This window comes from Moraxella sp. CTOTU49803 (assembly GCF_032097965.1).
Lineage (GTDB): Bacteria > Pseudomonadota > Gammaproteobacteria > Pseudomonadales > Moraxellaceae > Faucicola > Faucicola tetraodonis.
Window position 1 is genome coordinate 209,606 of sequence record NZ_DAMCJP010000001.1, and the last position, 16,329, is coordinate 225,934.

Sequence of the window (16,329 nt, forward strand, 5' to 3'; positions counted from 1 at the left end):
GACTTGAAAAAAGCCCATTTAAAGATCATCGTGAAATAAGCGCTTTAGCAAAAGCAATGGTTTTGCAAGTCAGGTTAAGACCAGCTCATCGGATCAATGTCAATCGACAGTCTGGCATACTTTGCCGATGGCAACGCAATTGTCTGTCGCCACCAGTCCGACAATAGCTGCTGGCGAACGTGTCGTGTTTTGGTCAAAATCAATAAATGCGAGTGATAGCGACTGTTTTTCTTTGCCATCGGCGCATCCACCGGGCCATTAATGGCAATGCCCAAGGCTGTCATGTGCTGGCGTGATGGCAACAGCGCCATCGCTTGATGCAAAATTTGCTGATTGTTTTCTAACGATTTGCTTTCCACCCGTACCAAACAAGCGTAAGTAAATGGCGGCAATCCCAACATGCGCCGCTCAACCAATAATTGCTGGGCAAAACTCAGATATCCTTCCCGTACCAAAGTCAGTAACGCAGGATTTTCAGGTTGCAGGGTTTGTATCAGTACTAGACCTGCTTTATCGGCACGACCCGCACGCCCTGCCACTTGGATAATCAGCTGGGCGGTATGCTCAGGCGAGCGAAAATCTGAGGATAAAAAACCGCGGTCAGCATTGGGGATTGCTACCAACGTCACATTGGGGAAATGATGCCCTTTTGCCACCATTTGCGTGCCCACCAAAATGGCTTTAGGGTTATCAGCAATACGCTGATACACTTGCTCCCAACTGTTTTTTTTACGCGTGGTATCGCGGTCAATCTGAACCACAGGCACATCGGGGAAAAGCTCAGTTAACCCTTCAACCATCCGCGCCGTACCCATGCCCACAGGGTCAAGATTGCTACTACCACAGCTGGGGCAATGTGTCGGGATGGCCTGTTGCCAATCGCAGTGGTGGCATTTTAGCATTGCCACTGGCTGAAAATGCACTGTCAAATGCGCATCACAGCGCGGGCAGTCTGCTTGCCAACCGCAAGCATCACACAATAAGATGGGCGCGTAGCCACGACGGTTTAAAAATACCAATACTTGCTCATCTTTATCTAACGTTTGCCGAATGGCTTGAATTAAGCTTTGTGCCAAACCGTTTTGCCATGCCTGCTGGCGCGCATCAATCAGCTGCATAGCGGCAGGTTTGGCATCGCCTGCACGCTGGGTCAAAGTAAGCTCGGTGAGTTTACCTTGTTGTACCAAATACAGGCTTTCAAGCGATGGCGTCGCGGTGCCCAAAATCACCGGACAATTAAGCTGAAACCCTCGATAGAGCGCCACGTCACTGGCGTGATAGCGCAGTGAGTCTTGCTGTTTGTAAGATTGGTCATGCGATTCATCGACAATAATCAGCCCTAAATTGGCAAATGGGTATAACACTGACGAACGCGTACCGATAATAATTTGCGCATAGCCCAGTCGGCATTGTTGCCAGCCATCAAGCCGCACGGTGTCATTAAGCCCCGAATGTAGCATTAATACTTGGGCGTCAAATCGTTCGGCAAATCGCTGTCTGGTCTGTGGGGTCAGCCCAATTTCTGGCACTAAGATAAGCACTTGTTTGCCTTGTGCCAGTACCGTTTGCATCACTTGCAAATACACTTCGGTCTTGCCACTTCCGGTAATGCCATTGAGCAAAAAACCTTCATAGTGTGGCTGCTGGCAGGCATGGGTGATTTTTTGCACCGCTTGTTGTTGCTGCAAATTTAAGGTGAGCGGCGTGGTGGCAAGCTTAGCAAGCTTGGGTAAAGATGGCATTTGATAAACAGGCGCAATCAGACCTTTTTGCTCAAATTTTTTTAAATAAGCGGGTTCGACACCATGGTCTATCAGCGCAAACTCACTTACAAGCTTTGTGGCATTGCTATGTGAATTGCTATGCGAATTGCCATGCGAGTTGATGACCAATTCACATAAAGCAAATTGTTGGCGTTGCTTTTTTGCAGTGGCGGAAAAATCCTCGTCAGTGGCATCGCGTAATTGTTGCCAACATAATTGTCGGTAGTCAAGCGTCATCCCTTGGCGAATCAAAGTCGGCAGCATGACAGCAAACACATCGCCAAGCGGATAACAGTAATAAGCAGACAGCCAATAAGCGAGTTTTAGCAATGCCTCATCGACAATCGGCAGCTCATCAAGTATGTCCAATACAGGTTTAATCGCATTTTGCGTAAGCTGACTGTGCTCAATATGCGCCACCACAATGCCGACCAATTTGCGCGCACCAAACGGTACTCGGACGCGGCAGCCAATCGCGGGCAACGCATCGCCCACAATGCGATAATCGAACACCGAATCAATGGGGACAGGTAAGGCAACTTGAATTAGCAAAACACACCTTTAAAAATTGTTATAGGGTTGAATTATAGCCCAATTCTATACGTTAAACTGTGGTCAGATGGGCAAAAATTTGACATAAAAAAAGGCAAGTCTTGTAACTCACCTTCCATTTGAGCGGGTTAACTTTCATCTAAAACCAAAATCAATCTAAAACCAAAATCGCTTCAATTTCGACCACCGCACCTTTTGGCAAGGCAGCCACTTGCACAGCGGCTCGGGCAGGGTAAGGCGCAGACAAACGCACCGCAAAAATCTCATTTAAGGCAGTAAAATCTGCCAAATCGGTGAGGGAGACGTTAAATTTCACCACATTGGCAAACGAACCACCTGCGGCTTGGCAGATAGCCTCGATGTTTGACATGACTTGGTTGGCCTGATTAACAAAGCCATCGGCTAGGGTCATGGTGTTTGGGTCGAGTCCGATTTGACCTGAAATATAGACAGTCTTATCAACTTTCACAGCTTGTGAATAAGTGCCTACCGCAGCAGGGGCATTGTCAGTATGAATGATGTCACGGCTCATATTATTTCCTATTACAGTATGATGGGTTTATAAAATATCTTTATTTTTTGGTGCAGACGTGTTTTGGCTCTGAGAAAGTAGCACTTCGTCATTCCATTGATACAGTCTTACAATATTGGGGTAGCCCAAAAAGGTACGTAGGCGCTGAATTAAGCTTGCAATCTGGTCACGGCTTTGCACCACCACAAACATCAAGGTATAGCCATTACGCTGTTCGATATACTCAAAACCCGCCTGAGTATCACGTACAATAAAGATTAAATCACTGATTTGCTCATCGGTCAGGTTTTGATTAATTTTTAGCGCGGCATCAAAATAAATACGCTTGGATATCTCATCCTCACTGTTAGACACTCGCCAATGTAGCGGAATCACTTGGTATTCATTGACACGACGAATTTCATCAATCGAAAAACATTTATGTCGATGCACCACCAAGCCATTTTTTGAAATATGCCCGACAATCGGGTCGCCATACACAGGATGACAACAGCTGGAAAAATTCATCTCCATATTGGCGGCATCCGCAATCAAGCTTTGCGGTTGGTTAGCGGCATGGGCGCTGGCTTGGTTTTTGGCAAGCTGCTCTTGGGTCAATAAGCGCGAAACGGCAATCTGCGGTAGCAATTTACCTGTGGTAAACTCCGTAAAGAACGCACTTTTATCCTGTAAGCCACGCCAATCAAGTAGCAGTTGCCATTGTTCATCACTCACATCAGCGAGTGAAAGATTTTGCGTTTTAAGCGCGCGCTCAAAGGCGGTTTTACCTTCGTGCTCTTTTTGCTCAGGATTTAAGCCTTTTAACCATTCAAACAACGCACGCCGCGCTTTATTGGTTGCCACAAAACCCAGCCACTCCGCTTTTGGAATCGCATTGGGGTCGGTATGAATTTTGACCCTATTGCCGGTTTTCAAAATCGTACCCAGTTTGGCTTCTACGCCATTGATTTCAGCGCCGGTTGCACGGTTACCGATATGGGTACTGATAGTATAGGCGAAGTCAAGCGCTGTGGAGCCGCGCGGCAACTCATAAGCATCACCGTTTGGGGTATAGCAAATAATTTTACGTTCGTGAAGATAATCAATCAGTTTATCGACCACCGTCACCGCATCAGACGGCTGCTCTTCGATATCGCTTTCATTGTCGGCAATCAAGTTTTGCAGATTGCGTAGAGAGGCCTGAATTACCGACTGGCTAAGAGGCGATGCTGCTTCACCCATCAAAATCCCTAAACGGGTGGTTTTGAGCATGGTTTTAGTCAGAATGACCACTTTGATGGTATCATGGCCGTTTTTATAGGTAATGGTCAGTGATTGGTTGCCCCCCGCACGCGGATGGCGGATATTGTCTTCGATACACTCAGGCGCAATTTGGTATTTATTGATAAAATACTTGGCGATTTGGTCGCAGTCTTCCACTTTATCCATGACCAGCATAAATTCATAATGCCACAGCAAATCGGTGATTTTGCCGCGGTTTTTAAAGAACTGGCGAAACAAAGTCACGCGATTATCGACATCTTTGACATAACCTTTAACGCCCAATCGGCTCAAAACGATATTTAAATAGTTATGAATAGCTTCTTGTTGAAAGGTGCGCCCCAAACCATGCTGCATAAGCTTATCGGATAACTTGTTATACATAGGCGCATTTAGGCTGCGATAACATAAAATCTCGATATAGTCGGCTAAATCATTCAGCCCAAGCGTACGAGCAAACGGCACATAAAAATCCAACGTTTCTTGTGCGGTTGCCTGTTGTTTTTTTTCAGGCACCGCTTCGATGGTGGTCATATTGTGCAGGCGGTCCGCCAATTTGACAATCAACACGCGCGGATCTTCTAGCGTTGCGGTAATAATGCGATAAAAAGTCGCGGCTTTATTGATGTGTTTTTCATTGGAGGATTTTAATTTGGTGACACCATTGACGATTTGGGCAACTGCCTTGCCAAACTCTCGGGTCAAATCTTCTTCAGTGGTAGGGGTATCTTCAACGGTATCATGCAAAATCGCCGCCACAATGGTATCGACATCCATGCGAAAACTACCCAAAATCTCCGCTACCGCCATAGGGTGGGTGATATAAGGCTCGCCAGATTTGCGTTTATCTTTGATATGGGCTTGGTCGCCAAAGGCACAGGCTTTGAGAACAATTTGCTGTTCGGCATCATCCAAATAATCCAATACACGCATTAGGTCAAACTGTGCAATATCCACATCAGGATGGCTTAATTTTGGTAAAGTTGATATATTCAAAAATGTGCCCTCAACGTATGATCGATAGGTTTAACCTGCTAAAAAATTCATATTGTTCTGGTCAGCAGTTAACTCTATCATAAAAAACGGTTGGATAAAAATAGCTGGTATCAAACCAGCTAAACTTAGTAAAAACGTATTATAAAGATATCTTAATTATTCGCAAAATTACCGTGAATTGTCAAGCTAAGTTACATATAATTCCACGTTTCATTCCACGTTTAATTCAACTAAAAAGTCACCTAAAAAAGGTGACTCTTTATAAAATAATAGTCGCTAACTATTAACAGTGGCTTAAGCTAGCGTTAGAATCCATGACCACTTGAAATGCTCAAATCAACATGGTGAAATTTGTTAGGCAATTCGCGCTCAGGTTGGTTTAAGATTTCTTTAGTGACCAGTCCATCAGCGATTTCGCGCAGGGCAAGTACAGTTGGTTTATCATTTTCACGCTCAACCATAGGTTCTGATACACCGCGTGCGATTTGGCGCGCACGTTTACTGGCAACAAGAATCAAATCAAAACGGTTGTGGATATTTTCTAGACAATCTTCTACAGTGACACGTGCCATGACTATGGTTATCCTATTCAAAACTAAAAAAGTAATTGATTATTTTAACAAAATTAAACCCATATTGCCAGTGACAATGCACTAATCCAAGATTTTTAACCCTGCTTTGTTTTCACGTTTTGGACGTTGTGCGTCGGTGGACTCCGCTAGTTGACTGGCGTTGATTTCAGATTGCGGCGCATTATCGTATTCCGTTGGGTCAAAGAACATGCCTTGTGAATTTTCTCTGGCATAAATCCCCATCACTGCTTGCATCGGCACCCACAATTCTTGCGAAACACCGCCAAATCGCGCATGAAAATTAATAAAATCATTATTAATCACCAAATTACCTGTAGCACGGCTGGCGATATTAAGTACGATACGACCATCTTGCACATATTCGACAGGCACGGTGACATTGGGCTGCGTCGTATCGACCATGATATGTGGGGTTAGGTTATTGTCTTCAAGCCATTCAAAAATAGCGCGTACCATATAAGGGCGAGTCGGGGTGAGTTGAAAGTCGTTTTCCATGGTGATTCTCTTATTTTAATGATTACTATTTTAAACTAGTTTTAAAGGTTGGGCGATTAAACATCCGCTCCATATATTGATATAAAGGACGGCACAGGTGCAGCGGCAATTCAATACCCATGGGTTTTAAGCGATATAAAATCGATGACAAAATGCAATCACATACACCCATGGTATCTGAAAGAAAAAAAGCTTTATGGGCAAACAGCGGCGCTATGGTAACCAGTGATTCAGTCAGTTGCTTTCTGGCAACCTTTGCTTGATTGACATCTAAGGTATCCTTATCGGTCAATAGCGTATCTGCTAATTTAACCCAGTCTTTCTCAATGCGCCACCATAATTGACGGTATTGTGCCTTTTCAATCGGATTTTCAGGTAGCAGTTTGTTCTGATGATAGCGCTCTTCAAGGTATTCAAAAATAATACGATTGTTATATAAAATCAATTCACGATGAATAAATACCGGCAGCGTGTTGTAAGGGTTGATATCAGGTAAATCTTCGGCAAAATCCTCATCATCACGAATGTTCGTCTCGCTAAATTCTATTTTTTTCTCAAGTAAAACCAGTCTTAATTGGTGACTTAGGTAGCCATCATCGGCATAAATCAACGGGGTGTTCGAAGTAGGGGTCAACATAGTTAAAAATAATAAGCTGTATCAGCGTAAAGGATAAGCCTAGCTTAAAATGACTGAATTAGCAATAACTGTGAAAGTTATCATACCAATCAAGCAATAAATGCGCATAAAAAAAGGTAGCCTAAGCTACCTTTTTTTATATCAATCCTTATTTAACGTCTTTCCAAAATTCTTTATTGAGTAAGTACACTGGAATTAATAACGCAAGTAAGAATAAGATGACCCAAAACCCATATACTTTACGTTGGTGCGCTTGCGGCTCTGCCATCCACGCCATAAAGTTGACGATATCACCAATATTACGACGATATTCTTCTTTTGAGGTATTCATTTGCATATCATGAAGGACGAACGGCATGGCAACATTCGGCAGTACGATATTGTTGGCACCCCAAGGACGACTTGGATCTTCATAGAAGGCTAACAAGTAAGTATAAACCCAATCATTACCACGTAGACGGGTTTCAAGTGACAAGTCAGGTGGCTGTGCACCAAACCAAGCCTTTTGAAGCTCTGGGTCTACGCCTGCATTGATATGGTCACCGACTTGGTCAGTGGTCAGCATCAAGTATTTTTCCACCAACTCTTTTGGAATGTCCAAGTCTTTGTACATTTTTGAGTAGCGAACATATTGTGCTGAGTGACAGCCTGCACAGTAACTCATGAATAATGACGCACCACGTTGAATCGACGCTTTATTGGTCAAATCCACAGGGGCGGTTTCACAAGCCAAATGCGCGTCTTTACCATCAACCGTTTTGTAGGTGCCACAGCCGCCTTCGCTAGCTTGTGCGGCTGTCGCGCCCAAACCTAATGCAACTGTCAAACCCAATCCAGCAACTAATTTTTTAACCGCTTTCATTAGTGACCTCCAGTTACACGTTCAGGTGGCTGTTTGCAAGTTTCAATCGATGTATAGATTGGCATTAGCAAGAAAAACAAGAAATACAAAATAGTACAAATACGTGCCACAATCGTTGCGGTATCACTTGATGGAATTACCCCTAAGTAGCCTAAGATCAAGAAACTAACAACAAAGATAGCAAGCGCAATTTTTGACAAAATACCTTTATAACGCATTGAACGCACAGGCGATTTGTCTAACCAAGGCAATACAAATAAAATAGCAATTGATGCTGCCATCACAATAACACCCGGCAGGGCTGAACCAAACATAGATGGGGTTGCACGTAACATTGCATAAAAAGGCGTATAGTACCAAACAGGGGCAATGTGAGCAGGTGTCTTAAGTGGGTTTGCTGCTTCAAAGTTTGGTGGCTCAAGGAAGAAACCGCCGCCTTCTGGGAAGAAGAATACCACGGTAAAGAAAATGATAAAGAATACCACGATACCAATCATATCATGCACAGTGTAGTAGGGGTGGAAAGCCACGCCATCAAGGGGTACACCATTTTTATCTTTAAGTTTTTTGATATCGATACCATCTGGGTTATTAGAACCAACATGGTGCAATGCTACCAAGTGAACAAATACCAGACCCACTAAAATCAAAGGAATCGCAACAACGTGTAACGCGAAGAAGCGGTTTAAGGTAATACCAGAGATGATATAGTCACCTTTTACCCATTCTCCCAATGCATCACCAATAAATGGAATCGCTGCTGGTAAGTTCAAAATAACCTGCGCACCCCAGAATGACATATTACCCCAAGGTAATAAGTAACCGAAGAAACCTTCTGCCATTAAGCACAGATAGATACCCATACCGATGAGCCAAACCAGTTCACGGGGTTTTTGGTATGAACCATACAACAAGCCACGGAACATATGCAGATACACGACCACGAAAAATGCCGAAGCACCAGTTGAGTGCATATAACGGATTAACCAACCACCTTGTACATCACGCATAATGTATTCTACAGAAGCAAATGCGCCTTCTGCACTTGGGTTGAACATCATGGTTAGCCAAATACCCGTCACTAACTGATTGACCAATACCACCATAGATAACACGCCAAAGAAGTACCAAAAGTTGAAATTCTTTGGTGCGTAATACTTTGACATATGGTATTCATAAGTTTCTGTCGCTGGAAAGCGCGCATCCACCCAATGCATAAATTTCTTTGCACTCATATTATGCCCCCACCGTTAAGATAGTACCGCTGATGCTATACTCAGGAACTGGCAAATTACGAGGCGCAGGTTGACCCTTAAAAACACGTCCAGCTAAGTCATACTTTGAGCCGTGACAGGGGCATAAAAATCCGCCAACCCAACTGCTGCCACCCAAATCTGCTGCGCCGACATCAGGACGATAACCTGGCGCACAACCTAAGTGAGTACAAACCCCTTCACACACTAGAACTTCACTATTGTCTTTTGAGCGGCTATTATTTTTGCAGTAGTCAGGTTGTAATGAACCTTCTGATTTTGGATCGGCAAGTGATGATTCTACTTTTGATAAATTATCCATCATCTCTTTGGTACGTTTGACAAGATAAATTGGTTTACCACGATATTTGATAACAATCATTTGTCCTGCTTCGAGTTTGCTTAGGTCTTGGCTAACAGGTGCACCCGCAGCTTCTGCTTTTGCACTTGGATACCATGAACGCACAAACGGCGTAGCAATAGCAGCGACACCGACTGCGCCCATAGCGGCAGTGGATGCGATTAAAACTCTTCGACGCTTAACGTCGACGCCTTCGGCATGGCTCATTAAGAACTCCTCCAGATTAATGAAGTGGGTAACCATATTCCCACACTGGGTTTGTGGCTATTGTAAATCAGTTGTTACAGAATTGCCACCTTAGCTGTGCCTAAATTACGCTAATTTTGCTATTTTATGCTATTTTTGCAATAAAATAAATTACCTAAGGTAAATAAAAAAGACCCTTGCGGTAAACAAGAGTCTTTTTTGTAAACGCCAAAAAACGCGGTCGATACGAGAATTTCGACCACGAAAAATATTAACGTTTTGAGAATTGGGGACGTTTACGTGCTTTACGTAAGCCCAATTTTTTACGTTCAACTTCACGCGCGTCACGAGTCACAAAGCCCGCTTCTTTAAGCGCTGGTTTTAAAGTTTCGTCTGACTCGATCAATGCACGGGTGATACCGTGGCGAATCGCGCCCGCTTGACCATTGATACCGCCACCTTTTACAGTCACATAGATATCATATTTGCTAGCAGCATCTAGTAATTCTAAAGGTTGACGTACAACCATTACTGATGTTTCACGACCAAAGTATTGATCAAGTGGTTTACCGTTAACGACGATGTTACCTGTACCCGCAGATAAGAACACACGAGCTGTTGAAGTTTTACGACGACCTGTACCGTAATTGCGTTCCATGTGTTACTCCTTAGATATCTAATACTTGAGGTTGTTGAGCAGTATGAGGATGCTCAGTACCTGAGTAAACTTTTAACTTTTTAATCATCGCATAGCCCAATGGGCCTTTTGGCAACATACCTTTAACCGCTTTGTTAAGTACGTCAGCAGGTTTGTGTGCGATAAGTTTGGTAAAGTTAGTCTCTCTGATACCACCTGGGTAACCGGTGTGACGGTAGTATTTTTTGTCTTGCGCTTTTTTACCAGTCACGGCAACTTTCTCAGCATTAATCACAACGATATAATCGCCTGTGTCAACGTGAGGGGTGTAAGAAGGCTTATGCTTGCCACGTAAGCGTGATGCGATTTCGCTCGCCAAGCGACCTAATGTTTTACCTTCAGCGTCGACGATGTACCAATCGTGTGTCACTTCATGTGGTTTAGCACTGATAGTTTTCATGTTTAAAAACCTTTTTGAGTTAATAGTTGAGAGTGAGTGTCTGGGAAACGAGGGCTCTCAAAATTACGAACGCATATTATAAGGATTAAGATAGTGACTTGCAATACAAGTCAAGCGTTTTTAAAAAATAAACTTGCAAAAATAGGCAACTAAAATTGCCTATTTATATCAATCATATTATGTCCATCAAGCCATGAGTGCATGATTTATACATTAAATCTAAAGTGCATGACATCGCCATCTTGCACGATGTAGGTTTTACCTTCGAGGCGAGATTTACCTGCCGCTGCCGCGCCTTTTTCACCGTTGTATTCAATAAAATCATCAAATGCAATCACTTCGGCACGGATAAAACCACGCTCAAAGTCGGTATGAATCACGCCTGCTGCTTCTGGTGCAGTGGCACCGACTTTCACCGTCCAAGCGCGTACTTCTTTGACCCCTGCGGTAAAATACGTTTGCATATTAAGCAGCTCGTAACCTGCGCGAATCACACGGTCAAGTCCTGCCTCAGTCATACCCATACTTTCTAAAAACTCTTGTTTTTCATCGTCATCCAGCTGGGCGATTTCAGATTCGATTTGGTTGCATAGCGCGACCACCAACGCATCATCTTTTGCCGCAAATTCCCGTACTTGGTCAAGATAAGGATTGTTGTCAAAGCCATCCTCGCTCACGTTAGCAATATACATGGTGGGTTTTAGGGTAATTAGACCATAGCTACGGATAATTTTTTTCTCATCTTCATCCAGATTTGCCATGCGCGCAGGCTTACCATCGGCTAAAAATGGTTCAATTTTGTTAAACACATCCAGCATGGCTTTGGCGTCTTTATCACCGCCTTTGGCTTTTTTACCGACATTGATAATCGCACGGCTCACTGCTTCAAGGTCAGCTAGCGCAAGTTCGGTATTGATGGTTTCGATATCGGATAATGGGTTGACGCGTCCATCGACGTGAATCACGTTGTCATCATCAAAGCAGCGTATCACATGGGCAATCGCATCGGTTTCACGGATATTGGCTAAGAACTGATTGCCCATGCCTTCGCCTTTAGATGCGCCTGCCACTAGACCTGCGATATCCACAAATTCCATTGAGGTGGGCACAACGCGCTCAGGCTTGACGATATCGGCAAGTTGTTTGAGACGTGGGTCGGGTACAGGTACAATCCCAGTATTGGGATCTTTGGTACAAAACGGGAAGTTTTCTGCCGCAATCCCAGCTTTGGTCAATGCGTTAAACAAGGTTGATTTACCAACATTTGGCAGTCCGACGATACCACAATTAAAGCCCATACAATGCTCACTAAATAAAGGGTTAGTTAAATTTGTTGCATTATAACAACTTAGTCATCAGAATTCGACAGGCGATTGACGCATCAAAAAATTGAACCATCAAAAATTTGTAGCATGATATAAACTACAAAAATTCAAATTGAGCGATTGGGCAGATTCCTGCCATGCTATTGCTATCCTATTGCAATAGTCACGAGTTGTCATGAAATTGTCATAATGGAGCGTCAAGCTATGCTATAATTATCAGTTTAATAGTGGTTTGTGTCTGATGACGGTGAATGTTATCGTGTACTGCGCAACATTGATAATTACTTCATTTTTATAGGAATGTTTTGAGTGACAGTCTCTGCTTTTTTATCCCATCGGCCTAGAAAACGTTTTGGGCAAAATTTCTTACATGATCAAGTGATTATTGGGAGAATTATTGACAGTATTCATGCCAATCGCGATGATTTGATGGTTGAAATTGGTCCAGGCATGGGCGCGATTACTGAGCCGTTACTCAAGGAAGTCAATCACTTGACCGTTGTCGAGCTTGATACCGATTTGGCAGACAGCTTGCGCATTCGTATTGGCGCCAATAGCAATGACGGCTTAACCATTGTCAAAGCCAATGCTATGGAAGTGGATTACCGTGCGCTGTTCCAGCAAGTCATTGGCGATAACCCCAATCATACCACCGACAAAAAAATGCGCATTGTCGGTAACTTGCCATACAATATTTCTACGCCATTATTGTTTCATTTACTAAGTTTTGCCGATGTTATTGAAGACATGCATTTTATGCTACAAAAGGAAGTGGTTGATCGCATCACCGCAGAGGTAGATAGCCGAGAATATGGTCGCTTATCCGTCATGATGCAGTATTATTGTGAAACTGATTATTTACTGACGGTGCCAAATGGGGCATTCAACCCCCCACCCAAAGTGACGAGTGCGGTATTTCGACTCAGACCTTATCAACAAACACCGATTGTGGCTGACGATGAAAAGCTGTTTGCCCTTGTGGTGCGTGAGGCATTTAATCATCGCCGTAAAACACTGCGGGCGATTTTTAAAAAGTCGCCGATTTTGCCTGCGGTCACAGAACACCAGCTTGTGGCATGGGGACTCAATCCACTGGCGCGTCCCGAAACGTTATCAGTACAAGATTTTGTAACTTTAGCAAACGGCATCGCAGCAAATGGTTAATTTTTTTGTAGCTGTTTAAAATTTTACTTTCAAGATGTATGAGGTGTTATGGGTTTTCGACATCAATTTGTCATTGGCGATATTCAAGGCTGTTATGCCGATTTGCAGGCACTCCTCAAGCAAATTGGGTTCGATGAACAGCAAGATAAATTATGGTTTGTCGGCGATATCGTGGCACGCGGTGAAGACTCGCTGAGTGCGCTGCGTTTGGTAAAACGTCTTTGCCAATCAGGGGCTGCCGAAATGGTGTTGGGCAATCATGATATTAACTTAATCGCGGTATGGCGTGGTGTTATAAAGATTAAGAAAAAGGATAGAACCCAAGCGATTTTTGATGCCCCAGACTGTGATGAATTACTCAATTGGCTTCGTCGCCAGCCGCTGCTTGTCTATCCCAATGATAAAACCGTGATGGTGCATGCAGGCATCCCGCCAAACTGGAGTATCACCCAAGCAGCCATGCATGCGTCAGAATTGCAAACTCAGCTGCAAAGTAGCTTATGGCAACTCGATAGACTGCTGCCAAACCTGTATAGCGATACCGCTGTTCCTTGGTCAAATATGCTGACAGGCTACGCGCGTATGCGAGCGATTTGCAATTATTTTACCCGTATGCGTCTGTGTCAAATGGATGGCACGCTAGAGTTTAGCTTTAAATCCAGTCTAGATGATAAAATGCCAGAGGGGTTTCGTCCGTGGTTTGAATGGCAAGTGCCGCGCGAACGTAAAATCTTATTTGGTCACTGGGCAGCGCTAAAAGCCAAAGTGGATTTGGCAAATGCAAGAGCCACGGATGCCGGGTGTGTGTGGGGCGGCAATATGATGGCATACCGCCTAGAAGATGAGCAAGTTATCTGTCAAACTTGTAAAGCAAAATAACCCTTGTAAAGTAAAATGACCCTAAAGTTACCGAGCGAGCTGCAGCAGCTGCACAAACGCTTTGGGCAAACGGGTAGGGCGAACTTGGGTTTGCCCATTTTCATCTTTGCTAGTAGCCACGCATACAATACTTATCTCAGCTTTGCTTAACAGCTGCTGGTGGCTATCATAAATCCGCTGCTCAAGCTGTAATGACGCAGATTTGCAGTCTGCCGTTTCAATCACAACGGTGACTTCGCTATCAAGCAGAATCGGACGCACATAACGGATGTTGGCTTGGCTCACTACAAATTGGATATCAGGTTTGCCACTATCGCTCTGGTGAGTAACGTCTTGACTTACAGCGTCGGCTGAATGCGCTTGATAAAAATAACTTGTCATACCCAATGCACGTAACCAATCGCGGCGACAACGCTCAAACAGCTTTAAATGATTGGCGTGATATACAATCCCGCCCGCATCGGTATCTTCCAAATAAATACGGTATTGAGTAGCATAAATAGGCTGAGTGCTTAATTGAGTGTGGGGCTGATTCTGGAGCTGGGTCACGTGCTATCCTTAGGTTAATAATGTTAACAATAAATTCAGTAATTTTTAAAAACGACTAAGTGATAGCATAAAAAAAAGAATGGCGTTAAACCATTCTTTTTTGAAAATGTTTAGTTTTTATACCCACACTCATCAAGTCAATTGACGATGATTGACTTTGTCTAATTTTAACGCTTCCAAATAACTGCGAATATGGGTGACGTAATCTAAGCACTGCACGTAACGGCTATTGCTTTGGCTGTTGACTTTTAAATACTGATACACGGCTGCCCAATTATTGCCATCAATACCGCGCTTTTCCAAAATCTGCTGGATATCTTTAATCGCTTGTGGACCCATATTGTAAGCGGCTAGGGTAAACCATACCCGATCCGATGCTGGCACTTGGGCAAATTCATGTTGCAGCTGACTGAGATACTTAGCGCCGCCTTGGATGCTCTGCGTCGGGTCAGTCCGATTATCAACGCCCATCGCATTGGCAGTGGCATTGGTCAACATCATGATACCCCGCACACCCGTTGGCGAAGTGGCTTCTGCATCCAGATGCGATTCTTGGTAGCCCATTGCCACAAGCAGTTCCCAATCAAGTCGGTATTTGTTTGCTGTCTGCTTAAAAGATGGTTCATAAATGGGCAACACGCGTGTCATGGTATCGGCAAAATGTTGTTGATTAAACGGCTCTGCCAATGGTGTTTGACTATAAAACGCGGCTAAATGTTGATTACGGGTGAGCGATTGACCGCCACACAGGAAGTTTTTTACATCGTCGTTGAGTTTGACATCATTGGGGTTTAGCTGTATGGCAACATGCTCGTTGAGATCCTGCTGTGATAAATAATCTTTGTCACAGCTTAGACTCAGCGATGATAACGCAGTCGCCTTTTGGTAATCCGACCCATTGGTCAAAGCGATATCGGCTTTGCCTGTTTTGACAGCCGCCATCGCGTCGGCATCAGTGGCAAACACTTGTGTGCTTATGGTAACATCCAATCGCTTGGCATAATGGCGCATGACATCATACCCAAAGCCGTGCTCAAAGCCATCTTGAGCAAAATAGGTGGTATTACCATTGACGGTGGCAATACGCAGCTGCTTTTGAGATAGGATACTGTCAAAAGTTGCCATTTTTGGTGCTGCAACTATGCTAGTAGGTGAGGCAAGGGTATTGATAGCATTGCCATTAACGACTTTGTCAGCAACAACCACCTGGGTGACAACATAAGCTAAGGGCAAACCAATCCCCATCACAGCTGCCAGCTTTTTACTGGCACTCAACCATTTTAGCGGCTTGATAAAGCGATCAATGAGCCGAGCGGACGGATTAGGTAGTTGCCCCAAATTTTGAACATGGCTAGGCACCGCTGGCACACGAGACTGGGCAATTTTTGGCGATATCACTACACCCAAACAAGGCTTGTGTTGAATCGGGAAGAATTGCAAGCGTTTAAATTGGGTCGCGTATTTACTAAAGCGTAATAAAGGATGTTGAAACGGGTATAAAGTTAAAGGGCTTAAAAATGCTTTGACCGACATCGAAATCGACGCAGGATAGGTCAAAGCCAAATCATCACAATACTCAAATGATGAGTTTAGCGGCATGTGTCACTCCACGGTGCACATACGTTAGATACGTTAAATTAATAAAAAACAACTATGCCAAATGAAAACATTTTATGAAACTAAGAACCGAATCGATAGTTAAACTAAGCACCAGTTAAACCTAGTACTAATCAGCCAAGCCACATAAGTACATGGCTTCTAACTATCTAACTCTATCCTAAATCTAGCCAAAAAAGCTTCCATCCAAAATAGGTCGTTATTAACT

At 43.8% G+C, this 16,329-nt stretch carries 16 protein-coding genes; 2 read left to right on the plus strand and 14 right to left on the minus strand.

Annotated elements, in window-relative coordinates; translation table 11 throughout:
• Positions 1 to 74: 74 nt before the first annotated feature.
• The 12 genes from RT422_RS00920 to ychF form a co-directional block, all read right to left on the minus strand.
• Positions 75 to 2,315 carry a primosomal protein N' gene (locus RT422_RS00920; RefSeq protein WP_313420914.1) on the minus strand — a complete coding sequence of 747 codons (2,241 nt, stop codon included), beginning with the start codon at positions 2,313 to 2,315 and terminating at the stop codon, positions 75 to 77.
• A gap of 151 nt (positions 2,316 to 2,466) precedes the next feature.
• Entirely contained in the window at positions 2,467 to 2,847 is a 381-nt protein-coding gene (locus RT422_RS00925; RefSeq protein ID WP_313420916.1) for a Rid family detoxifying hydrolase, read from the minus strand.
• 27 nt (positions 2,848 to 2,874) lie between these two features.
• The gene (locus RT422_RS00930; protein ID WP_313421399.1) at positions 2,875 to 5,040 is read right to left on the minus strand and encodes an HD domain-containing protein; all 2,166 of its coding nucleotides are present in this window, start codon (positions 5,038 to 5,040) and stop codon (positions 2,875 to 2,877) included.
• 368 nt (positions 5,041 to 5,408) lie between these two features.
• A complete protein-coding gene (gene rpoZ, locus RT422_RS00935) occupies positions 5,409 to 5,675 on the minus strand; it encodes a DNA-directed RNA polymerase subunit omega (protein ID WP_050324096.1) in 267 nt (88 codons plus the stop codon).
• Positions 5,676 to 5,756: 81 nt separating this feature from the next.
• Complete coding sequence (locus tag RT422_RS00940; RefSeq protein ID WP_313420918.1) at positions 5,757 to 6,191, minus strand: ClpXP protease specificity-enhancing factor; 435 nt, start codon at positions 6,189 to 6,191, stop codon at positions 5,757 to 5,759.
• A gap of 25 nt (positions 6,192 to 6,216) precedes the next feature.
• On the minus strand, positions 6,217 to 6,828 hold the full coding sequence (locus RT422_RS00945; protein WP_313420920.1) for a glutathione S-transferase N-terminal domain-containing protein: 612 nt from the start codon (positions 6,826 to 6,828) through the stop codon (positions 6,217 to 6,219).
• A 148-nt stretch (positions 6,829 to 6,976) separates the two neighbouring features.
• Positions 6,977 to 7,690: a cytochrome c1 gene (locus RT422_RS00950; RefSeq protein WP_144917350.1), complete on the minus strand. Its 714-nt coding sequence runs from the start codon at positions 7,688 to 7,690 to the stop codon at positions 6,977 to 6,979.
• Complete coding sequence (locus RT422_RS00955; RefSeq protein WP_175405749.1) at positions 7,690 to 8,907, minus strand: cytochrome bc complex cytochrome b subunit; 1,218 nt, start codon at positions 8,905 to 8,907, stop codon at positions 7,690 to 7,692. Before RT422_RS00955 ends, RT422_RS00950 begins: the two co-directional genes overlap by 1 nt.
• A 19-nt stretch (positions 8,908 to 8,926) precedes the next feature.
• Positions 8,927 to 9,511, minus strand: coding sequence for a ubiquinol-cytochrome c reductase iron-sulfur subunit (gene petA, locus RT422_RS00960; RefSeq protein ID WP_007116512.1), 585 nt, complete (start codon positions 9,509 to 9,511; stop codon positions 8,927 to 8,929).
• 250 nt (positions 9,512 to 9,761) lie between these two features.
• A complete protein-coding gene (gene rpsI, locus RT422_RS00965; protein ID WP_007116510.1) occupies positions 9,762 to 10,148 on the minus strand; it encodes a 30S ribosomal protein S9 in 387 nt (128 codons plus the stop codon).
• A 10-nt stretch (positions 10,149 to 10,158) separates the two neighbouring features.
• Positions 10,159 to 10,587 carry a 50S ribosomal protein L13 gene (gene rplM, locus RT422_RS00970; protein ID WP_007116509.1) on the minus strand — a complete coding sequence of 143 codons (429 nt, stop codon included), beginning with the start codon at positions 10,585 to 10,587 and terminating at the stop codon, positions 10,159 to 10,161.
• 206 nt (positions 10,588 to 10,793) lie between these two features.
• Positions 10,794 to 11,885 (minus strand): redox-regulated ATPase YchF, encoded by a 1,092-nt coding sequence (ychF, locus tag RT422_RS00975; RefSeq protein ID WP_313420921.1) that lies wholly within the window; start codon positions 11,883 to 11,885, stop codon positions 10,794 to 10,796.
• A 336-nt stretch (positions 11,886 to 12,221) separates the two neighbouring features.
• Here ychF and rsmA point away from each other — a divergent pair, with 336 nt between their 5' ends.
• Positions 12,222 to 13,076: a 16S rRNA (adenine(1518)-N(6)/adenine(1519)-N(6))-dimethyltransferase RsmA gene (gene rsmA / locus RT422_RS00980; RefSeq protein ID WP_313420923.1), complete on the plus strand. Its 855-nt coding sequence runs from the start codon at positions 12,222 to 12,224 to the stop codon at positions 13,074 to 13,076.
• Positions 13,077 to 13,124: 48 nt separating this feature from the next.
• On the plus strand, positions 13,125 to 13,955 hold the full coding sequence (locus tag RT422_RS00985; protein WP_313420926.1) for a symmetrical bis(5'-nucleosyl)-tetraphosphatase: 831 nt from the start codon (positions 13,125 to 13,127) through the stop codon (positions 13,953 to 13,955).
• A gap of 27 nt (positions 13,956 to 13,982) precedes the next feature.
• Here RT422_RS00985 and RT422_RS00990 read toward each other — a convergent pair whose 3' ends face one another.
• Both RT422_RS00990 and RT422_RS00995 read right to left on the minus strand, forming a co-directional pair.
• Entirely contained in the window at positions 13,983 to 14,504 is a 522-nt protein-coding gene (locus tag RT422_RS00990; RefSeq protein ID WP_282841592.1) for a thioesterase family protein, read from the minus strand.
• A 132-nt stretch (positions 14,505 to 14,636) separates the two neighbouring features.
• Positions 14,637 to 16,103 carry a transglycosylase SLT domain-containing protein gene (locus tag RT422_RS00995; RefSeq protein WP_284034407.1) on the minus strand — a complete coding sequence of 489 codons (1,467 nt, stop codon included), beginning with the start codon at positions 16,101 to 16,103 and terminating at the stop codon, positions 14,637 to 14,639.
• Positions 16,104 to 16,329: the final 226 nt, after the last annotated feature.